Genomic DNA, 20240 nt, shown 5'->3' with positions numbered 1-20240 from the left:
GCTCCCCAGCGACTCCCAGGCCGCCGCCGCCCGCCGCGGACCGGCCGGACCGGGCCGCTTCATGGGCGGCCAGGGCACCGAGAAGTCCATGGACTTCAAGGGCTCCGGCAAACGCGTGCTCGGCCTGCTGCGCCCCGAACGCACCATCCTGATCGGCGTCCTGCTGCTCGGCGTGCTCGGCATCGGCTGCGCCGTCACCGGCCCGAAGATCCTCGGCGACGCCACCGACCTGATCTTCGCCGGCGTCATCGGCGCCCGCTTCCCGGCCGGCACCTCCAAGGCCGAGGTCATCGCCGGACTGCGCGCCCACGGCGACGGCGGCATCGCCGACCTGCTCTCCGCCGTGGACTTCACCCCCGGCCAGGGCATGGACTTCGGCGCCATCGGTTCCGTCCTGCTCTGGGTGCTCGGCATCTACGTCGCCTCCGCCCTCTTCGGCATCGTCCAGGGCCGGCTGGCCACCCGGGCGATCCAGTCCGCCAGCTACCGGCTGCGCCAGGACGTCGAGGCCAAGCTCGCCCGGCTGCCGCTCAGCTACTTCGACAAGCAGCCGCGCGGCGAGGTGCTCAGCCGGGTCACCAACGACATCGACAACATCGGCCAGTCGATGCAGCAGACCATGGGACAGATCGTCAACTCGCTGCTCACCGTGGTCGGTGTGCTCGCGATGATGTTCTGGATCTCCCCCGTCCTCGCCGCGATCGCCCTGGTCTCCGTACCGCTCTCGGTGGTCGTCGCCGCGAAGGTCGGCAAGCGGGCCCAGCCGCAGTTCGTCCAGCAGTGGAAGTCCACCGGCCAACTCAACGCCCACATCGAGGAGATGTACACCGGCCACAACCTGGTCAAGGCGTTCGGCCGGCACCGCGAGTCCGCCGAGACCTTCCGCGAGCACAACGAGGCGCTGTTCCACGCCAGCTTCCGCGCCCAGTTCATCTCCGGGATCATCCAGCCCGCGATGATGCTGATCGGCAACCTGCAGTACGTGCTGGTCGCCGTGGTCGGCGGCCTGCGGGTGGCCAGCGGCGCGCTGTCCATCGGCGACGTCCAGGCCTTCATCCAGTACTCCCGGCAGTTCAGCCAGCCGCTCACCCAGGTCGCCAGCATGGCCAACCTGGTGCAGTCCGGGGTCGCCTCCGCCGAGCGCGTCTTCGAACTGCTCGACGCCCCCGAGCAGAGCCCCGAACCGGCCATGCCCGAGAAGCCCGACACCGTCCACGGCCGGGTCGCCTTCCAGGACGTGTCCTTCCGCTACGACCCCGACAAGCCGCTCATCGACGACCTCTCGCTCAAGGTCGAACCCGGCCAGACCGTCGCCATCGTCGGCCCCACCGGCGCCGGCAAGACCACCCTGGTCAACCTGCTGATGCGGTTCTACGAGGTCAGCTCCGGACGCATCACCCTCGACGGCGTCGACATCGCCGCGATGTCCCGCGAGGACCTGCGCTCCGGCATCGGCATGGTCCTCCAGGACACCTGGCTGTTCGGCGGCACCATCGCCGACAACATCGCCTACGGCGCCGGCTCCGCCACCCGCGAACAGGTCGTCGAGGCCGCCAGGGCCGCCCACGTCGACCGCTTCGTCCGCACCCTCCCGGACGGCTACGACACCGTCATCGACGACGAGGGCACCGGCGTCAGCGCGGGCGAGAAGCAGCTGATCACCATCGCCCGGGCCTTCCTCGCCCAGCCGTCCATCCTGGTCCTCGACGAGGCCACCAGCTCCGTCGACACCCGCACCGAGGTGCTCATCCAGCGGGCCATGGCCCGGCTGCGCACCGGCCGCACCAGCTTCGTCATCGCCCACCGGCTCTCCACCATCCGGGACGCCGACGTGATCCTGGTGATGGAGAACGGCTCCATCGTCGAGCAGGGCTCGCACGACGAGCTGATCGCCGCCGACGGCGCCTACGCCCGGCTCTACCAGGCCCAGTTCGCGGAGGCCGTGGCCGAGGTGGACTGACCCGTCGCCACCCGCGGAGCCGGGACGGAACCCTCCGTCCCGGCTCCGCGCACGTCGGCGCCCACCCCGCCCCGTGGGCTCGAGCAGCCGACGGCGAGGGCCTCTTGGAAACGCCGGAGGGCCCGGGCTGCTGCCCGGGCCCTCCTGGTACCGCTTCCCGCTACGCCTACTTCTTGTCCTTCGGCGTCTCGGCGTCGGTGGACAGCGCGGCGATGAAGGCCTCCTGCGGGACCTCCACGCTGCCGACCATCTTCATCCGCTTCTTGCCTTCCTTCTGCTTCTCCAGCAGCTTCCGCTTGCGGGAGATGTCACCGCCGTAGCACTTGGCGAGGACGTCCTTGCGGATCGCGCGGACCGTCTCGCGGGCGATCACCCGGGAGCCGATGGCGGCCTGGATCGGCACCTCGAACTGCTGGCGGGGGATGAGCTTCTGCAGCTTGCCGGCCATCATCACGCCGTAGCCGTAGGCCTTGTCCTTGTGCACGATCGCGGAGAACGCGTCCACCGCGTCGCCGTGCAGCAGGATGTCGACCTTCACCAGCTGGGCGGCCTGCTCGCCGATGGGCTCGTAGTCGAGCGAGGCGTAGCCGCGGGTCTTGGACTTCAACTGGTCGAAGAAGTCGAAGACGATCTCCGCGAGCGGCAGGGTGTAGCGCAGCTCGACCCGGTCCTCGGAGAGGTAGTCCATGCCCTGGAGGCTGCCGCGGCGGGACTGGCAGAGCTCCATGATCGCGCCGACGAACTCGTTCGGCGCCAGGATGGTGCCGCGCACGACCGGCTCGAAGACCTCGGAGATCTTGCCGGTCGGGAACTCGCTCGGGTTGGTGACGGTGTGCTCGCTGCCGTCCTCCATCACCACCCGGTAGACCACGTTCGGGGCGGTGGAGATCAGGTCGAGGTTGAACTCGCGCTCCAGGCGCTCCCGGATGATCTCCAGGTGCAGCAGGCCGAGGAAGCCGCAGCGGTAGCCGAAGCCGAGCGCGACCGAGGTCTCCGGCTCGTACACCAGGGCGGCGTCGTTGAGGCGCAGCTTGTCCAGCGCGTCGCGCAGCAGCGGGTAGTCCGAGCCGTCCAGCGGGTACAGGCCGGAGAACACCATCGGGCGCGGGTCCTTGTAGCCGCCGAGCGGCTCGGTGGCGCCCTTGTGCATCGAGGTGATCGTGTCACCGACCTTGGACTGCCGGACGTCCTTCACACCGGTGATGATGTAGCCCACCTCGCCGACGCCGAGGCCGTCGGCGACCTTCGGCTCGGGCGAGATGACGCCGATCTCCAGCAGCTCGTGGGTGGCGCCGGTGGACATCATCTGGATGCGCTCGCGCTTGGTGAGCTGACCGTCCACGACACGGACGTAGGTGACCACGCCGCGGTAGGAGTCGTACACCGAGTCGAAGATCATCGCGCGGGCCGGGGCGTCCTTGACGCCGACCGGGGCCGGGATGGTGTTGACGATGTGGTCCAGCAGGTCCTCGACGCCGAGACCGGTCTTGGCGCTGACCTGGAGCACGTCGGAGGGGTCGCAGCCGATGATGTGGGCGATCTCGGCGGCGTACTTCTCCGGCTGGGCGGCCGGCAGGTCGATCTTGTTGAGGACCGGGACGATCGTGAGGTCGTTCTCCAGCGCCAGGTACAGGTTGGCGAGGGTCTGCGCCTCGATGCCCTGGGCCGCGTCGACCACCAGGATGGTGCCCTCGCAGGCCGCGAGGGAGCGGGACACCTCGTACGTGAAGTCCACGTGGCCGGGGGTGTCGATCATGTTGAGGATGTGGGTCGTCCCGGCGTCCGGCCCGGTCTTCGGGGCCCACGGGAGGCGGACCGCCTGCGACTTGATGGTGATGCCGCGCTCGCGCTCGATGTCCATGCGGTCGAGGTACTGGGCGCGCATCTGCCGGGGGTCGACGACGCCGGTGATCTGCAGCATCCGGTCTGCGAGCGTCGACTTGCCGTGGTCGATGTGGGCGATGATGCAGAAGTTGCGGATCAGCGCCGGGTCGGTACGGCTGGGCTCTGGCACATTGCTGGGGGTCGCGGGCACCTTGGTCCGATTCTCCGTTGGTCCGGGGCCGGGGGTGTCCGGATCATCGCTGACCGGCTATCCCGGGGACCGGACGGTCTCGTCCGATCGAAATAGTTCCTCCCATCCTCCCACGACTACGGGCCGGGACGCCGTTCGGGCACCTCGCAGCCTTCCGCCGCACGCTCGTGAGGCGGCAGGATGGCCGTTCATGATCCTGGAAAGCGCCCTGCTCGACGTCCTGCCCGGCCGGGAGGACGAGTTCCTCGCCGCCTTCGCCGAGGCCCGCCCGCTGATCGCCGTCCAACGCGGCTTCCGCTCCCTGGAGCTGCGCCGCTGCCTGGACGAGGGGCGCGGCTCGCGCTTCCTGCTGCAGGTGGAGTGGGAGACCCTCGCCGACCACACCGAGGGCTTCCGCGGCTCGGCCGAGTACGCGCGGTGGCGGGAACTGCTGCACCACTTCTACCGGCCGTTCCCGGAGGTCGAGCACTACGGGGAGCCGGTGCTGAGCGCCTGACCCGCCCGCGGGCCCGCTGGCCCGCTGCCCCGGAGCAGCTGTGGGCCGGCCGCCGGTTTGGGGCGGGCGGCGGGCCCCTGGTAGCGTGGTCAGCTGCACCTGGCCTCGGCATGCCCTCTCAGCTGGTCCGACGGCCGCGGGGTGCAACCCTCCCCCAGCCTCCGGCCGGGGGGACCCCCAGTAACCATTCACAAGACTGAGGCTCCTTCGTGGCGAACATCAAGTCCCAGATCAAGCGCAACAAGACCAACGAGAAGGCGCGCCTGCGCAACAAGGCCGTCAAGTCCTCGCTGAAGACCGCTCTGCGCAAGGCCCGCGAGGCCGCTGCCGCCGGTGAGACCGAGAAGGCCACCGTGCTGGCCCGTGCCGCCTCCAAGGCGCTCGACAAGGCCGTGAGCAAGGGCGTCATCCACGCCAACCAGGCCGCCAACAAGAAGTCGGCCATCACCAAGCGCGTCAACACCGCCGCCCAGGCCTGACGCCCCCGGGGGCTCCGGCCCCCACCGCCTCAGGGCGACCCGGCCCTCTACCCGGAACCCCGAGGCGTGCGAGACTCGCACCGCACGCGGCCTGCGTTCGCCACGCGGGTGCGGTGCACACGAGCTGTACGGCAGGCGCCGCAGTCAGCCTCTCCCCGAGGCCGACTGCGGCGCCTGTCGCGTTCCGCGTCCCGGCCACTAGGGTCGGTCAGGCGCGACCGGGGTGCGGGGAGCACCCACGGCGCCAGTCCCGAGGGGGGAACTTCCATGACGACGCCACCGCCGCCACCGCCGTCGCCGGGCCAGGGTGCCGGCCCGAACGGGCCCGGCTACGGCTTTCCGCAGCAGGCGGCCGCGGCGCCCGTACTGGGCGCGGGTGCGCCTGGTGGGCCAGGTGGGCCCGGTGGGCCAGGTGGGCCAGGTGGGCCGGGGGCCGGCGCCTTCGGGCCGCCGCCCGGGCTGCCGACCGCGCCCGGGCTGCCCGCCGCGCCGCCCAAGAGCGGCGGGCTGCGCCGCAACGCCGTCTGGGCCTTCGTCGGCGCGGTCCTCGCCTCGGCCGGCTGGGCCGCCGCCGTGGCGGTCGTCCCGGACCTGGTCAGCAACGACTCCTCACCGCGCAGCCTCGGCAACTACCACCTCTCCGACGACTTCTGCGCCACCGCGAAGCCCTCCCGGCTGCTGGAGAGCTACACCGTCACCACGGACAGCAGTTCGCCGTCCCACCACACCGACCGGACCGCCGCCCTGGACAGCATGAACTGCTCCATGTCGCTCAAGCGGACCGGCGGCGGCAGCGACAGCGAGTACGCCAGCGTGTACATCCGCGCCGACCTGCACAAGGCCGTCAACCCGGCGCCCGAGCAGGCGTCCGGCAAGGAGCTCTACCGGGCCCGGGGCTACCAGATCACCGACATCCAGGGGATCGGCGAGGACGCGTACTTCATCTACAAGGACGACGGCGGCACGGGCTCGTACCACAGCCTGTTCGCCGAGGTGCAGATCCGCGACGGCGGGATGACCTACTACATCAGCTACAACGCCAGTTACACCCAGGGGAAGTCCAACCCGCCGTCCATGACCGAACTCCGCAACGACCTGCAGACCGACGCCGACAACGCCGTACGGGCCATGCGCAAGTAGCGGTCCGCCGCCTCCGCCGTCTCGCCGCCCCCGTAGGCTCGCCGCAGCCTCGCCGCCGCCGTGGTCAGTACGCGGGGCGGGAGCCGGCCCGGGCGGCCTTGGCGACGGCCACCACCGCCCGTTCCAGGGCGAAGGCCGGGTCGGCCGAGCCGCCCTTGACGGCCGCGTCGGCCTGGGCGATCGCGGTGAGCGCCGTGGCCACCGCATCGCCCGTCCACCCGCGCATCTGCTGGCGGACCCGGTCCACCTTCCACGGCGGCATGCCCAACTCGCGGGCCAGATCGGCCGGACGCATGTTCCGCCCGGTCGTCGCCAGCCGACCGATGCTGCGCACGCCGGAGGCCAGCGCGTAGGTGATGCCGGTCGGCGGCTGGCCGACGGCCAGCGCCCAGCGCAGCCGCTCCAGCGCCTCGGCCGCCCGGCCGGTGACCGCCAGGTCGGCCACCTCGAACCCGGTCGCCTCGGCCCGTCCGCTGTAGTAGCGGGCCACCACCGTCTCGTCGATCGTGCCCTCGACGTCCGAGGTCAACTGGCTGCACGCGGCGGCGAGCTCGCGCAGGTCGCTGCCGAGCGCGTCCAGCAGCGCCTGGCAGGCCTCCTGGGTCGCGGAGCGGCCCAGCGTACGGAACTCGCCCTTGACGAAGGCCAGCCGCTCGCCCGCCTTGGCCAGCTTGGCGCAGGCCACCTCGCGCCCGCCCGCCTTGCGCCCGGCGTCCAGCAGGCCCTTGCCCTTGGCCCCGCCCGCGTGCACCAGGACCATGATCACTTCCTCGGCCGGGGCCTCGATGTACGCCTTGACCTCCTTCACCGACTCGGCGGAGAGGTCCTGCGCGGCCCGGACCACGATCACCTTGCGCTCGGCGAACAGCGAGGGCGTGGTCAGCTCGGCCAGACTGCCCGGCTGCAGCCCACCGGGCGGGAGGTCCCGCACGTCGGTGTCCGGGTCCGCCGCCCTGGCCGCGGCCACCACCTGGGCGACCGCACGGTCCAGCAGCAGCTCCTCCTGACCGACCGCGAGGGTCAGCGGGGCGAGCAGGTCGTCGGGTGCACTCTTCCTGGCCATCGCCTACCAGCATCCCACGCGCGGCGGACACTCCCGCCCGTACGACCAGGGCCCGTACGGCCGGCGGGTGGGGCCGGGGGCCGGGCCAGGGGTCCGGGGGTCCGGGGGGGCCGGGCCAGGGGTCCGGGGGTCCCGGGGGTCCGGGGGTCGGGGGGGCCGGGGCCAGGGCTCGGCGAAGGCCGACCGCCCTGCGGGGGTACGCGGTCCGACCTGGAGAATGGTCCGGTGACCGAGAACCACGCCCCCGACCTGCCGGACGTCGACGACCCGTTCGTCCGCCAGCTGCTCGTCCTGCCCGACCGCGACACCGCCGACGAGGCCGCCGAGGAACTCTCCGCCGCCCACCCCGACCTCGGCGAGCTGGAGATCGTCCGCGACGCGCTGGCCGGCGAGGACGACGCCGAGGACGCCCAGTGGCTCGTCGTCCTCGACCCCCCGTCCGACGGCTGGACCCCCGCCCTCCTGCACGCCCTCGACACCCTCGCGGCCTCCTACGAGGGCTGGCGCGAGGAGGCCTGACCGGGCCGTCGCCCGTCCCCGACGCCTGGCCCCGACGCCCCCGGCGTTCCCCGAGGTGGTCAGTTCGGCAGCACCCAGTCCGGCCGCCAGGTCCCGGGGGCGTCGCGGGCGGGCGACGTCGCGGCGAGGTGGGCCCGGAGGGTGGCCAACGCCGGGTTGGGGTTGTCCCGGTGCCACAGCAGCGAGTGCGGGTAGACCGGCGTCGGGTCGGTCACCGGGATGCGGCGCAGACCGTGGCCGGCCGGCCAGACCAGCCGGGTGCGCTCGCTCATGAAGGTGGCCAGGGCCGGGGTGTCGGCGACGGTGTCCAGCAGCGCGTCGGAGCCGAAGTTGGGGCCGGTCGCCTCGATGGTGAGGCCGAACTCGGCGACCAGGTCGTCGTAGTAGGCGGCCCACTCGGTGCCGGGGGCGATGCCGGGCATCCAGATCCGGTGGCCGACCAGCTGGGCGACGGTCACCGAGCGGGCGCCCGCCAGCGCGTGCGCCGGACCGGTGAGCAACTGCAACGGCTCGTCGAGCACCCGGACGGACTCGATGTCCTCCGGGAAGGGCCGTCCGGGCGCGGCGACGGCGCGGAAGGACGCGTCGATCGCCCCCGAGCGGATCGCGGCGACGGCCGCCGCCACGTCGAACAGCATCACCACGTCCAACTCGATCCCGGGGTGCGCCCGGTGGAAGTCGCGCATCAGACCCGACCCGGCGCCGCGCGAGGCGATGATGTCGACCCGCAGCGGCCGACGGCCCGTCCGCACCGAGGCGACGGCCCGCTCGGCGGCGCGCAGCAGTTCGCGCGCGTGGGGCAGGAACGCCTGTCCGTCAATGGTGAGTTCGGCGCCGCGCGGGGTGCGGGTGAACAGGCGCACCCCGAGGTCGCGCTCCAGGGCGGCGATGCGCTTGGAGACGGCCTGCTGGGTGACCGCCAGGTCGACGGCGGCCTTCTGGAACTGGCCGGCCTCGGCGGCGGCGGCGAAGGTGCGTACGGCTTCGAGGTCCACGTCGGCCCACCTTAGAGAACAACGGACGGTTGTACCCGGCGGGTGGGTCGGTTGTTTGACCTGCGATTGTGCCGCTCGGTTAGCTCTCCCCGGTCAACGTCGGTTTGTTCGAACGGAATGTCGAGGGAGTGCGCCGGACATGGTGGGCACGGGGGACGCGGCAGGTGCGGCAGGTGCGGCGGGTGCGGCAGACACGGCAGGCGCAACGGGCACGGCAGGTGCGGCGGGCAGGTTCGGCAGGAGACGGCTCGGGCCGCGGTTCGGCTGGCTGTGGGCGGCCTACGCGGTCAGCGCGTACGGGTCCGGACTGGGGTTCGGCGCCCTGCCGCTGCTGGCCGTACTGGTGCTGCACGCCGGGCCCGCCCAGGTGTCCGCACTGTCCGCCGTGGGCCCTGCCGTGGGGGCGCTGATCGCGCTGCCGCTCGCGCCCTGGGTGGAGTTCCGGCGCAAACGCCCGGTGATGATCACCATGGACCTGGTCCGGTTCGCGGCCATGGCGACGATCCCGGCCGCCTACGCCCTCGGACTCCTCGGCTTCGCCCAACTGCTGGCGGTCTCGGCCGTCGTCGCCGCGGCCAAGATCGCGTTCAACGCGGCCGCCGGCGCCCACCTCAAGGCCCTGGTCCGGCCCGAGGACCTCCTGGTGGCCAACTCCCGCCTCGAATCCACGAACTGGAGCTCCATCGCGATCGGACCGCCCCTGGGCGGAGCCGCCATCGGCCTGTTCGGGCCGGTCACCACCGTGATCGCCGACGGGCTCAGCTACCTGCTCTCCGCCCTCGGCATCGGCGCCATCCGCCGCCGGGAGGAGGCCCCGCAGCCCGCCGGACAGAACCCGGGGCGGGCCGGCTCGGTCCTCGACGGCTGGCGGCACATCCTCGGCGACCCCGACCTGCGAGCGCTCTACCTCAACAACCTGCTCGTCTCCGGGCTGATCATGGCCACCGAACCGCTGCTGGCCGTCCTCATGCTGCGCCAACTCCACTTCCCGCCCTGGCAGTACGGCCTCGCCTTCGCCGCCCCCTGCCTCGGCGGACTCATCGGCTCCCGGCTCGCCCAGCGCGTCGTGACCCGCTACGGCCGCCGCCGGGTCTTCCGGACCGTCGGCACCCTGCGCTCCGTCTGGCTGATCGGCCTGGTCCTCGTCCGCCCCGGCATCGTCGGCCTGGTCACCGTGATGGCCGTCGAACTCGCCATCATCATCAACATGAGCCTCTACACCCCGGTGCTCGCCACCCACCGGCTCGAACGCACGCCCAAGCACCTCCTCGCCCGCACCCTGTCCGCCTGGTCCATCGGCCAGCAGGCCGCCATCGCCGTCTGCACCGCGCTCGGCGGCCTGCTCGCCGATGCCACCGGCCCACGCGCTGCCCTCGCCGTCGCGGGCCTGCTCATCCTGGCCACCCCGCTGCTGCTCCCGCGAGGCGACCAGCAGCCCTCGCCGCAGGAGCCGGAACCGTCCCCCAGCCGCTCCTGAAAGCCGCCGGAGACCGTAGCCACCGTCCGACCGTAGCCACCGTCCGACCGTAGCCCTGTCCGACCGCAGCTCCCGCCTGGAGTCCACCCCCATGAGCACCGCCCTTCTCGTCCTGGACTGCCAACCCGCGGTCCTGGCCGCCCTGCCCGACACCGGGGCCCGCGAGGCCCTGCTCGCCCGCCTGGAACGGGCCGTCGCCGACGTCCGGGCGGCGGGCGGCACCATCGCCTCGGTGCGCCTCGGCTTCACCGAGGCCGACTGGGCGGCCGTCCCGGCCGCCAACGCGACCTTCGCCGCGCTGGCGCGGCACCGCGCCCTGCACCACCAGGACCGGGCCACCGCCGTCCACGAGCGCCTGACCCCCCGCGACGGCGACCTCGTGGTACGCAAGACCCGCCACGGCGCCCTGTCCACCACCGACCTCGACCGGCAGTTGCGCGGGCGCGGCATCACCACCCTGGTCGTCGCGGGCCTCAGCACCGGCGGCGCGGTCCTGTCCACCGTCCTCGACGCGGCCGACCGCGACTACCGCCTGCACGTCCTCTCCGACGGCGTCGCCGACCCGGACCCCGACCTCCACGACACCCTGCTCCGTCGGGTCCTCCCCTCCCGCGCCCACCTCGTCGACACCGCCGGACTGCCCGCCCTGCTCCGGGCCGGCCGAACCGGTACGTCGGTGGCGGCGGCCCCGCGCTAGGGACCCGCCGCGCTCGCGGCACTCGCCGCGCTGGAGGAGTTCGTCCGTGAACCTCCGCTGGGTCGACCAGCGCCCGGACTGCCGCGAATCACCGGCCTCCGCAGGCCCTACCCAATTCGGGTGAAGGTCCGTCCACCCACCGACCGGACAGCAACGGGTCGCCATAGCCTCGATGGCGACCCGTCGCCGCTCGGGTGCGCGATCCGGGCGAAGGTGCGGGATCCGTCGATCCGGAAGGCCACCGACACCATGACACGCTCAGCGGGCGGAAACGACGAGACGACCGGCGGGCCCTCCCGCCGCCAACTGCTCAGGATCGGCATCGGCGTCGCCGTGGGGGCCGGGGCCATCGGCTCCGGTGCTCCCGCCGCGCTCGCCAACGGCCCGTACGACCCGGCCAGTCCGACGATCGCGACCAAGCTCAAGAACCTCAGCGGCCCGGCCGAGACCGGGGCGCTCGGCGCAGCGTGGACCGACCTCGGCATCCCGGTCCGATGCCCGGACGGCACCATGCTCTTCGTCTGCGGCGACACCTTCGACGGCGACCAGGTCTTCGCCGGGCAGTGGAACGCGCCCGTCGGACTGCGCTCCAGCAGCGCGGACCTGGACAACCTGCGCATCGACGGCATCGTCCGGGGCGCCCACGGCATCAGCCTCGTCGACGAGCCGCACACCCCGGTCGGCGACACCGCGCACACGACCGCGATCCCCTCCGACGCCTTCGTCGTCGACGGCGTGATGTACATGCACCTCATGCGCGGGGTCATCTACGACACCCACCACACCGACTTCTGGCGCTCCACCGACAACGGGCAGACCTGGGAGTACCTGTGCCAGTGGCCCGGCGACCTGCACGGCGGGCAGTTCCAGCAGAAGACGTACGCGGTGGCCGACGACGGCTACTGCTACGTGCTGTCCACGGTCTTCAACCGTGAGGTGGAGTCGGGGATGCTGCTGCACCGGGTGCGGAAGGAGAGCCTCGGCAACCCGGACGCCTACGAGCCCTGGGGCTACACCGACGGCAACTGGCAGTGGAATGCCCCCGCCCCGACGACGGTCTTCGGCACCCGCAAGTGGGGCGAGCTGTGCTTCCGCGCCATGGACGGCAAGTACGTCCTCACCTGGCTGAACACGGACCCGCTGTCGATCAGGGCGATGGTCTTCGCGCTCCCGACCTCGGACCTGACCCGGACGCTGGAACAGGCCATGATCCTCCCCTGCGCCCCGGGGCAGGAGACCGCCAACTTCGTGGCCAGCCCGTACGGCGGCTTCGTCATCCCCGGCTCGACGTTCGGCAACTTCCACATCGTCGTCAGCCAGTGGTACGACCTGACGAACTACCGGATCATGCAGTACCGGATCAACATGCTGTCCTGATCCCCCGCGCGGGCGGCCTTGCCGCATTCCCCAACTTCCCTCACCCACCGGCGCATTGCCCCGGCGGCGCGCTCCGGGCCTGCCCGGAGCGCGCCGCAATCCCTTTCCCCGGGGCCCCCGCCCCCGCCCCCCTCCCTCCACCTCCCCCACCCCTACCCCCTGCCCACCCCACCTCGTGGAGGGAAGAAGGAGAGCGGGGTCACGGGGGCGGGGCGCGGGGCCCACGGGTGGAGTGCGTCCTATGGCTGCCTTGGTGCGGGTCGGAATAGGCGTGGAGTTCGCCCTGCAGGTATGGCGTCTGGCTGGCAGGATCGAGGTCCTGCGGAGTGCTGAGAGGACGCTAGCCAGCGGAAATCCCCGGCGCCTGCGCATGTTGAAGTCCGCGCAGATCCCACTGTGGGTCCTGGCAGCTGTCCGTGGTCTTCCGGAGGACAGCCTTCGGTCGATGACGCCCGAGAGACTGTTGAGGTCGCCTCCGGAAGCAGCGACCGGTGGGGCAGCATCGACAGGGAGAGCGGCGAACTGGTGGCCGAGGCCCATGCCGCACTGGTGCTGCTGAAAGTGCTAATGCTCCTGGGCGTGGAGCCTTCGAACTGGACCGCAATTCTTGATCGTCTCGCCGCTCTGATCGAGGCTGCCGAGCGCGTGCGCGCTTCCCGGGCCGAGAGCGTTGACGTCCCGCCTCTGCCGTGCCATCCGCCAGGTGGGCTTCTTTTGTCGGAGCCGGTGGTTCCCCGAGCACCTGGTCCTGCGGTCCCTCGTCGTGTCATTGACAAGGGCCAGGATCGGCATCAGGCATGCGGGGGGCGTGGAGGGCACCTGACTGCGTGACCGACCCGGTCCGTCCTGATCACCAAGGGACTGACTGTGGATTGGAACCTCATCCTCTCCGAAATCTCCACCTGCGCGGGCGTCGGGTCGCTCGTCCTCCGGGGGCTGGAGGCGACGAAGAGTAAGCACGTTAGCGATCACACCGAGGACGGCCCCTCAGCGGCGTCTCAGGAGCCTTCGGACGCCGCCGAAGCGGAGGGAGACCTCGGCGCGGACCAAGCCGAATGACATCAGACGCATGCCGGCGGGCTTGGGCGGTCAGGGGCGGCCGAGGGCGCGGAAGGTCCAGCCGGCCGCTCGCCAGCGCTTCGCGTTGAGGGTGCCGCGGGCGTCGATGACCTTGGGGACGGCGATGTGCCGGGCGAGGTCTTCCGGGTCGGTGTCGGAGTACTGGGGCCAGTCGGTCAGGTGCAGCAGCAGGCCGGCGCCAGTGACGGCCTGGGTGGGGTCGTCGGCGTAGTCGAGGTGGGGGTAGGCCCTGCGGGCGTTCTCCATCGCGGCGGGGTCGTGGACGGTGACCTCGACCCCGGCCTTCTGGAGGGCCGTGGCGACGGCGAGGGCCGGGGAGTCGCGGATGTCGTCGGTGTGGGCCTTGAAGGCGGCGCCCCAGACGGCAATGCGCTTGCCGACCAGGGTGCCGCCGAGCGCTTCGCGGGCGAGGTCGACGGTGTGCTCGCGCCGACGCTGGTTGATCGCGGCGACCTGGCGGAGCAGGCCGGTGTCGGCGCCGAGCTCTTCGGCGCGGTGGGTGAATCCGGCCAGGTCCTTGGGCAGGCAGCCGCCGCCGAAGCCGAGGCCGGGCCGCATGCCCTTGGCGCCGATTCGGTGGTCGTAGCCGAGGGCGAGGGCGATCTGCTGGACGTCGGCGCCGCTCTTCTCGCAGAGCTCGGCCATCGCGTTGATGAAGGAGATCTTGGTGGCGAGGAAGGCGTTCGCGGCGCCCTTGATCAGCTCGGCGGTCGGGATGTCGGTGACGATCAGCGGGGAGCCGGTGGCCAGGATGTCGGCATAGACCTTGCGGAAGACGGCCTCGCTGCTGGTGTCGCCGTCCTCGATGCCGAGCACGATCCGGTCCGGCTCCAGGGTGTCCAGGACGGCGAACGACTCGCGCAGGAACTCCGGGGACCAGGCCAGGCGGGCGCTCGCCCCGGCCGGGATGTGTTCGTCCAGGGTCTGCCGCAGCTTCGCGACGGTGCCGACCGGGACGGTGGACTTGCCGATGATCAGCGCGCCGTCGCCGAGCCGGGGGGCCAGCTGGCGGACGGCAGTGTGCAGGTGGGTGAGGTCGTAGGCGCCGCTGCCGTCCTGCTGCGGGGTGCCGACGCCCAGGAAGTGGACATCGGCGAAGGCGGCGGCCTCCGCGTAGGAGGCGGTGAACCGCAGGTTGCCCGCGGCGGTGTGCTTGGCGAGCAGGTCGTCCAGGCCGCGTTCGACGAACGGGGCCTGGCCCTTGTTCAGCGCGTCGACCTTGTCGAGGTCGGTGTCCATGCCGAGGACCTGGTGGCCGAGTTCGGCCATCGCGGCGGCGTGGGTCGCGCCGAGGTAGCCGCAGCCGATCACGGTGAGCTTCACGAACGTGTCCTTCCAAGGGGGGCGGGGTGCCGCCCGGCCAGGCGTCCCGACCCCCCCCACGAGGACGGGGGCGTCAGGTGCCCGGCTGGGCGGCGAGGTAGCGGTGGATGCCGTCGCGGATGAACGGCGGGATGGTCAGAACGGGCAGGTGCTCGGGGATGAAGAACTGGAGCTTGACGCCCTCGGCCAGCGGCAGCGCGGTCTCGTCGCCGTCCCAGAAAGCGGCGAAGAAGGTGATCGTCTGCCCCGAACCGTGGGCGTCCGGGGTCTCGAACAGTTCCGTCAGGCCGCCGTCGACGGCGAGGCCGGCTTCCTCGTCGAGCTCGCGGACGATCGCTTCGGCCGGGCTCTCGCCGGGGTCGCAGCCGCCTCCCAGGAGACTCCAGTGACCGGGCCAGGCGATGCCGTCGAGGTCGTCGCGCAGGTGCAGTAGGAGCTCGCCGCGGCGGTTGGTGATGAGCGCGACCGCTCCGCGTGGCTCGGCGGCGGACGGGTTCGAGGGGAGGGTGTCCATGCGCTCACCGTAGTGAGCCAGCGGTCCGTCATGCCGCAGCGGCGAGCGTGTGGTCGGAGAACCAGGCGGCGGCCATCAGGGCCTGCATGCGGGTGCGGTCGAACCGGCCGCCGGGCTTGAGGCCGCCGGCCAGCAGCGGCTGCAGCCCGCGCGGGGCCTGGTCGAGCGCCGAGCTGATCTGGGCGGTCGCCCAGGGCTCCAGCGGGCCGGACAGCCAGCTGGGGACCGGGGAGGCGAAGCCGAGCTTGTCCCGGCTGCCCCAGACCTCCCGGGGCAGGCCGAGGGCCTTCGCGGCGTCCCGCAGGATGCGCTTCCCGGCCGCCGGGCCGGCGATCTTGTGCTCGACGGGGAGCCGGTAGGCAAACTCGACCAGGTCCCGGGCCAGGTAGGGCGAGCGCCGCTCCAGCGCGAAGGCGGAGGCCAGCTTGTCCGAGGTCATCACCAGCGGGCGCCAGGCCGTGGCCAGGTCCGCCAGCGTCAGCCCCCGGGCCAGGTCCCCGTCCGCCCGGCGGAGGGCGTCGGCGACCAGCTCCCGCAGCCGGCCGTCCGGGTCGCTTCCGCGCAGGATCAGCTTCACGATCGCCTCGGCGGGCCCCAGCGGTTCCCCGGTGGAGCCCAGGAGCTTGGAGGCCAGCGGCCGGTAGGACTCCAGCCCGGCGCCCAGCACCGCCTCCGGGCCGAACAGGACGAGCGCGTGGCGGACGTAGCCCATCAGGAACTCGTCCGGCCCGAGTCCGCCGACGACGACGCGGATGCCGCGCTCGGCGACCGCCCGGTAGGCCATGTGCTCGGAGAACGTGGACGCGTTGCCCATCGGGTAGTCCAGCGCGTGCATGATCTGGGGCAGCGAGCGGGTGAAGTCCTGGATGGTCGGCTCGATGACCAGCAGCTCGGCGCCGATGTCGCGGGCGACGACGGCCGCGATCTGCGACTCGTCCAGGCGGTCCTGGCCGGGGTAGCGGACCGTGACACAGACCTGCGGGCGCATCAGGTAGGCCAGCACCGAGGAGTCCAGCCCGCCGGACAGCAGCAGCGCGAAGTCGCAGGCCGGGGCCCGCATCGGGATCCGGTCGGCCAGCAGGGTCGAGAACCGGGCGAGCGCGGTCTTGTAGCCGCCCTGCCAGGGCTCCAGGCCCTCCAGCTGCCACCAGGTCCGCTGGACCAGCGAGCCGGTGGCGACGTCGAAGGCCAGCAGCCCGGCCGGCGGCAGGAGCTGGATGCCCTGGAACGGGGTGTCGGCGCCGGTCGGCGTCTCGATGCTCAGCATCTCGGGGCGGACGACCAGCGGGGCGGTGCCGTAGCCGGTCAGGGTGGTGACCTCGGAGGCGAACGCCAGGCGCCCGCCGTCCAGGCGCCAGTAGAGCGGCTTCTCACCGAGCCGGTCCCGGGCCAGGAACAACCGGCCCTCGCGCGGGTCGTAGACGGCCAGCGCGAACATGCCGTCCAGGGCAGCCAGGCAGCCGGGGCCGAGCTTCGCCCAGGCCCGCAGCACCAGGTGGGCGTCGCTCTCGCCGGGATCCAGGGGGATGCCCCAGGCGGCGGCGACCTGCCGGTAGTTGTAGATCTCGCCGTTGAAGGTGAGGACAACGCCGCTGGCCCGGTCCAGGTAGGGGCCGGGCTGGGCGGCGGTGTCGACGATCAGCAGGGTGTTCATGGACAGCACCGCCCGGCCATCGGCCGAGGTGAGGTGCCCTGTTCCGTCCGGGCCGCGGTGCCTCTGGGCCATGCCCATCGCCGCGACGGTGGTCTCGTGCCGGGCGGCGTCCGCGCCGGCCAGTCCTGCGATTCCGCACATCTGGTTGTCACCCCCGAGCGTGAATCGGTGAAGGCCCCCGCCGGAAGGTCTGTGGTCCGGTCCGGCGGAGGCCCGGGGCATCAGACAACCGCGTCCGCCCGGGCCGGGGCAGGGCTCGCAGGGGGGCTCACAACTCGCGAAAGCGGTTCACCGCGAGCGGCGAAGGCAATACCCTCGGTGATCCGGCGTCAGATGCCGGGTGTACGACTTCTCGTGCCCAGTCGCGTACGACTTCCGCGCCGAGCCGCGCGGGACCGATTGAGGGGGACGCTGTGGCGTCGACCACCCGCCGGGCTAAGCCGCCGAATGACGCGCTGGCCCGGATGATCGAAAAGTGTGACGGGGCCAGCCACAAATCGCTGGCCCTGCGCGTGAACCAGCTCGCCCACGAAGCCGGGCTGACCACGACATATACGCATACCTCGGTCGCGAACTGGTGCCGCCGGGGCATGGTGCCGGACTGGCCAGTGCCCAAGCTGCTGGCCCAGGCGATCGGCGAACGGCTCGGCCGGCCAGTGCAGTTGGCGGAGATCGGTATGGCGGATGCCGAGACGCCGGACGCCGAGGTGGGGTTGGATTTCCCGCGAGACCCCGCCGACGCCGTGCGCGTCGCCACTTCGTTCTGGAGCACTGTGAACCGCCGCGACTTCCTGACCGGGACGGGCTTCGCCGTCTCCGCGTTCGCCACCCCGGTCACCCGCTGGCTGGTCACCCCGGAAGACGACGACGACGCCCAGCGGGGCCGCGGCCGGGTCGGCGCCGCCGACATCGCCGAACTGCGGGAGGCCGCCGACGACGCCCGGCGGTGGGATTCGAAGTATGGCGGCGGGAACTGGAAGGCCAACTCGGTGACGGCCTGCTTGCAGGAACGGGCGGTGCCGCTGCTGAACGGCTCGTTCAGCGACGGTGTGGGCCGCGAGCTGTTCTCGGTGACCGCCGAGCTGTCCCGCCTGGCTGGCTGGACCGCCTTCGACGTCGGCCAGCACGACGCCGCCCAAAGGCACTTCATCCAGGCCCTCCGCCTCGCGCGAGCCGGCCGCGATGTCGAACTCGGCTGTTATGTGCTCACCACCATGGCGATGCAGACCCTGCTGCGGGGCTTCGCCAGCGAGGCCATCGACATGACCCAGGGCGCCTTCCAGCGGGCCAAGGGCCATGCCGCCCCCCGGGTGCTGGCCTTCACCAAGCTGATCGAAGCCCGGGCCCATGCCCGCGACAACAACGCCAAGGCCGCCTCCGCCGCCCTTGCCGCCTCCGAGAGCCTGCTCGACCAGGCCCGCGACGGTGCCGGGGAACCCGCGTGGATCGACTTCTATCACCACGCCCGGCTCTCGGCGGACGCCGCCGAGGTCTTCCGCGACCTGAAGAACCCCAAGGCTGCCCTGGCCTGGAACGCGCAGGCCTCCGCCATGCCGACCGGCGTGTTCACCCGCTCCGTCGGCATGCGGCTGGCGATCGTGGGGACCGCCCACCTCCAGAACAAGGACCTCGACCAGGGGCTGGAGCTCGGCAACCAGGCCGTCGACATCCTCGCCCGCGTCCAATCGAGCCGAGCCAAGGACTACGTCCGCGAGTTCAACGCCACCCTCACCCCCTGGCGCCGGGAGACCGCCGTCCGCGACTTCCTGCACCGCACTCGAACGGAGCTGGGGATCGCGGCCTGACCGCAACCGACATCGGGCTGCCCGGAGCTGAGCCATCAGCGTCGCCGCCGTGATTTGCCCGGAGGCCACACACGGTGAAACGAGCCCCGAGCCAGCCACGTATCACCAGAGCGGGTGACGTCGATCCGCCGTTCGGCGCGTCGTGGAGAGCGACGCCGATCGTCATCGCGGGGGGCACTACCGTTCCAAAGGGCGTACACACACGAACCATCCGTGCGACATCACGAGCAGACGGCCATGGCGGCCTTCGAGATTCCCCCCGAGCAGCCGGACTACACCGCGTTCCGCAAAGCCTGCAAACGACACCACATCAACCCCGACAAGATCGACTCCATCCCGGTGATCGACCCGTCCAAGAGCCCGTACCGCGAAGAGCTGGAGAAGCTCGGCGCGTCGCTGCCGTCCTGGTCCATCGTGCGACCGACCAAGCAGTGGTACACGCTCAGCGCCCGCCACCGTGTCAGCAGGGACGTCGTCTACAACGACGGCGCAGCCAACGACACCTACCAGATGAGCTGGCTCGACAGCACCACCATCACCAACAGCATCTCCGTCTCCGCCTCCGTCGATGTCACGATCCAGAAGATCGTCAAGGTCGGCATGAGCGTGACGTACAGCCACAGCTGGGCCGAGACACAGGCCCACGGAGAAGCCTTCACCATCACCGTCCCGCCGGGCCACTTCGGCTGGATCGAGCGCGCCACCCTCATCAGCAACATCGAGGGCGACTTCATCATGGCTAACACCCTTGAGGGACCCGAGGACGGCACGACCTTCGGAGACCCGAGCAAGGCCTTCCGCTGGAGCAGCTCGTATTCGGGACCGGCGATGGTGGCCGACGCCACCGGCCTCCTCGTCGGAGTCACCCGCAAGGGCAGCCCCGAAGAAATCGAGAAGTACAAGCAGGACCACCCGACGAAGACCGCCGGGAACCTGACCGTGTTCACCGAAGAGGGCTTCTACCTGCCCCTCCTCCTCGACGGCGGTGAGCCGAACGAGGTCATCCTGGAACCTCCCCCGCGCGCGCTTGACGGCCCATAGGAGGATCGGTCCGATTCTGCAGAGATGTCGACCCCGGTCATGGGCCCGAGTTTCGACGTCTCGGATCGGCCGATCCTCCCGCACGTGGGGTCGGCCAGCAGGTTGCGGGCCTGGCGGACGGTGGCGATCATGCCGCCGAATCGGTGGTGTTCCTGAGCGGCGGCGTTGATCAGGCGCCGGGCCGCTGGACCGGAGACTCCGGCGCCCTCCTGCATGGCCTCGTGCACCTCGCTGAGGTGCTCGGCGACCGTGCAGGCAGTCTCGAAGTCCAGCAGATCGTGGATCCCGCCGCGGCTTCGCGCCCCGTAGCCCTGGCTGATCAGTGTGCGCATGTGACCGTACTGGACCGCCAGGGCCACCAGCCCGCCCGGACGGCGGGCGATGTGCCAGGCCAGCGTTCGCCGGAGCAGTACCGGATCAACATGCTGTCCTGATCCCCCGCGCGGGCGGCCTTGCCGCATTCCCCAACTTCCCGCACCCATCGGCGCATTGCCCCGGCGGGGGGGGGGGGGGGGGGGGGGGGGGGGGGGGGGGGCCGGCGCGGGGCCCCCGGCGGCCCCCCCCCCCCCCCCCCCGCGCGCCGCC

17 protein-coding genes are annotated in these 20240 nt (G+C 71.8%); 11 read left to right on the top strand and 6 right to left on the bottom strand.

Going from position 1 to position 20240, the window contains the following annotated elements:
- Positions 1–61 precede the first annotated feature (61 nt).
- The gene (locus ACIQWA_RS17910; RefSeq protein ID WP_402483851.1) at positions 62–1960 is read left to right on the top strand and encodes an ABC transporter ATP-binding protein; all 1899 of its coding nucleotides are present in this window, start codon (positions 62–64) and stop codon (positions 1958–1960) included.
- 166 nt (positions 1961–2126) lie between these two features.
- Here ACIQWA_RS17910 and lepA read toward each other — a convergent pair whose 3' ends face one another.
- Positions 2127–3995 carry a translation elongation factor 4 gene (lepA, locus tag ACIQWA_RS17905; protein ID WP_360228802.1) on the bottom strand — a complete coding sequence of 623 codons (1869 nt, stop codon included), beginning with the start codon at positions 3993–3995 and terminating at the stop codon, positions 2127–2129.
- 190 nt (positions 3996–4185) lie between these two features.
- Here lepA and ACIQWA_RS17900 point away from each other — a divergent pair, with 190 nt between their 5' ends.
- The 3 genes from ACIQWA_RS17900 to ACIQWA_RS17890 all read left to right on the top strand — a co-directional run bounded on the left by ACIQWA_RS17900 (position 4186) and on the right by ACIQWA_RS17890 (position 6110).
- The gene (locus ACIQWA_RS17900) at positions 4186–4491 is read left to right on the top strand and encodes an antibiotic biosynthesis monooxygenase (protein WP_360228805.1); all 306 of its coding nucleotides are present in this window, start codon (positions 4186–4188) and stop codon (positions 4489–4491) included.
- 209 nt (positions 4492–4700) lie between these two features.
- Positions 4701–4970, top strand: a complete 270-nt coding sequence (rpsT, locus tag ACIQWA_RS17895; RefSeq protein WP_063347533.1) for a 30S ribosomal protein S20 — start codon at positions 4701–4703, stop codon at positions 4968–4970.
- Positions 4971–5237: 267 nt separating this feature from the next.
- Entirely contained in the window at positions 5238–6110 is an 873-nt protein-coding gene (locus ACIQWA_RS17890; RefSeq protein ID WP_402483522.1) for a hypothetical protein, read from the top strand.
- A 64-nt stretch (positions 6111–6174) separates the two neighbouring features.
- Here the strand turns inward: ACIQWA_RS17890 and holA are convergent, their stop codons facing one another.
- Positions 6175–7173, bottom strand: a complete 999-nt coding sequence (gene holA / locus ACIQWA_RS17885) for a DNA polymerase III subunit delta (RefSeq protein WP_360228811.1) — start codon at positions 7171–7173, stop codon at positions 6175–6177.
- Between the two features lie 225 nt (positions 7174–7398).
- On the opposite strand from holA, the gene ACIQWA_RS17880 reads away from it, so the two are divergent.
- Positions 7399–7692 carry a hypothetical protein gene (locus ACIQWA_RS17880; RefSeq protein ID WP_402483519.1) on the top strand — a complete coding sequence of 98 codons (294 nt, stop codon included), beginning with the start codon at positions 7399–7401 and terminating at the stop codon, positions 7690–7692.
- A 59-nt stretch (positions 7693–7751) separates the two neighbouring features.
- Here ACIQWA_RS17880 and ACIQWA_RS17875 read toward each other — a convergent pair whose 3' ends face one another.
- Positions 7752–8687: a LysR family transcriptional regulator gene (locus ACIQWA_RS17875; protein ID WP_360228817.1), complete on the bottom strand. Its 936-nt coding sequence runs from the start codon at positions 8685–8687 to the stop codon at positions 7752–7754.
- A 268-nt stretch (positions 8688–8955) separates the two neighbouring features.
- Between ACIQWA_RS17875 and ACIQWA_RS17870 the strand changes: the two genes are divergently transcribed.
- The 3 genes from ACIQWA_RS17870 to ACIQWA_RS17860 all read left to right on the top strand — a co-directional run bounded on the left by ACIQWA_RS17870 (position 8956) and on the right by ACIQWA_RS17860 (position 12238).
- Positions 8956–10164 carry an MFS transporter gene (locus ACIQWA_RS17870; RefSeq protein WP_402483849.1) on the top strand — a complete coding sequence of 403 codons (1209 nt, stop codon included), beginning with the start codon at positions 8956–8958 and terminating at the stop codon, positions 10162–10164.
- A gap of 91 nt (positions 10165–10255) precedes the next feature.
- Positions 10256–10861, top strand: coding sequence for a cysteine hydrolase (locus ACIQWA_RS17865; protein WP_402483517.1), 606 nt, complete (start codon positions 10256–10258; stop codon positions 10859–10861).
- A 249-nt stretch (positions 10862–11110) separates the two neighbouring features.
- A complete protein-coding gene (locus ACIQWA_RS17860) occupies positions 11111–12238 on the top strand; it encodes a DUF4185 domain-containing protein (protein ID WP_402483514.1) in 1128 nt (375 codons plus the stop codon).
- A gap of 1089 nt (positions 12239–13327) precedes the next feature.
- Here the strand turns inward: ACIQWA_RS17860 and ACIQWA_RS17855 are convergent.
- The 3 genes from ACIQWA_RS17855 to asnB form a co-directional block, all read right to left on the bottom strand.
- A complete protein-coding gene (locus tag ACIQWA_RS17855; protein ID WP_402483512.1) occupies positions 13328–14641 on the bottom strand; it encodes a UDP-glucose dehydrogenase family protein in 1314 nt (437 codons plus the stop codon).
- 73 nt (positions 14642–14714) lie between these two features.
- Positions 14715–15155, bottom strand: coding sequence for an NUDIX domain-containing protein (locus tag ACIQWA_RS17850; RefSeq protein ID WP_402483509.1), 441 nt, complete (start codon positions 15153–15155; stop codon positions 14715–14717).
- Between the two features lie 28 nt (positions 15156–15183).
- Positions 15184–16950, bottom strand: a complete 1767-nt coding sequence (asnB, locus tag ACIQWA_RS17845; RefSeq protein ID WP_402483507.1) for an asparagine synthase (glutamine-hydrolyzing) — start codon at positions 16948–16950, stop codon at positions 15184–15186.
- A gap of 272 nt (positions 16951–17222) precedes the next feature.
- Between asnB and ACIQWA_RS17840 the strand changes: the two genes are divergently transcribed.
- The 3 genes from ACIQWA_RS17840 (at position 17223) to ACIQWA_RS17830 (ending at position 20089) form a co-directional block, all read left to right on the top strand.
- Positions 17223–18614: a sporulation protein gene (locus ACIQWA_RS17840; protein WP_402483505.1), complete on the top strand. Its 1392-nt coding sequence runs from the start codon at positions 17223–17225 to the stop codon at positions 18612–18614.
- A gap of 237 nt (positions 18615–18851) precedes the next feature.
- Positions 18852–19655, top strand: a complete 804-nt coding sequence (locus ACIQWA_RS17835) for a hypothetical protein (protein WP_402483503.1) — start codon at positions 18852–18854, stop codon at positions 19653–19655.
- A 143-nt stretch (positions 19656–19798) separates the two neighbouring features.
- Complete coding sequence (locus ACIQWA_RS17830) at positions 19799–20089, top strand: hypothetical protein (RefSeq protein WP_402483500.1); 291 nt, start codon at positions 19799–19801, stop codon at positions 20087–20089.
- Positions 20090–20240 lie beyond the last annotated feature (151 nt).

It is taken from the genome of Kitasatospora sp. NPDC098652 (assembly GCF_044760155.1).
GTDB lineage: Bacteria > Actinomycetota > Actinomycetes > Streptomycetales > Streptomycetaceae > Kitasatospora.
This window is presented reverse-complemented; position numbering and strand designations above follow the sequence as displayed.

What these genes read in the sequence shown, in the direction of transcription:
- ACIQWA_RS17835 (WP_402483503.1), top strand. Translation starts at nt 18,852, where the DNA reads ATGGCGGCCTTCGAGATTCCCCCCGAGCAGCCGGACTACACCGCGTTC.
- ACIQWA_RS17850 (WP_402483509.1), bottom strand. Translation starts at nt 15,155, where the DNA reads ATGGACACCCTCCCCTCGAACCCGTCCGCCGCCGAGCCACGCGGAGCG.
- ACIQWA_RS17890 (WP_402483522.1), top strand. Translation starts at nt 5,238, where the DNA reads ATGACGACGCCACCGCCGCCACCGCCGTCGCCGGGCCAGGGTGCCGGC.
- ACIQWA_RS17910 (WP_402483851.1), top strand. Translation starts at nt 62, where the DNA reads ATGGGCGGCCAGGGCACCGAGAAGTCCATGGACTTCAAGGGCTCCGGC.
- holA (WP_360228811.1), bottom strand. Translation starts at nt 7,173, where the DNA reads ATGGCCAGGAAGAGTGCACCCGACGACCTGCTCGCCCCGCTGACCCTC.
- ACIQWA_RS17865 (WP_402483517.1), top strand. Translation starts at nt 10,256, where the DNA reads ATGAGCACCGCCCTTCTCGTCCTGGACTGCCAACCCGCGGTCCTGGCC.
- ACIQWA_RS17900 (WP_360228805.1), top strand. Translation starts at nt 4,186, where the DNA reads ATGATCCTGGAAAGCGCCCTGCTCGACGTCCTGCCCGGCCGGGAGGAC.
- ACIQWA_RS17860 (WP_402483514.1), top strand. Translation starts at nt 11,111, where the DNA reads ATGACACGCTCAGCGGGCGGAAACGACGAGACGACCGGCGGGCCCTCC.
- asnB (WP_402483507.1), bottom strand. Translation starts at nt 16,950, where the DNA reads ATGTGCGGAATCGCAGGACTGGCCGGCGCGGACGCCGCCCGGCACGAG.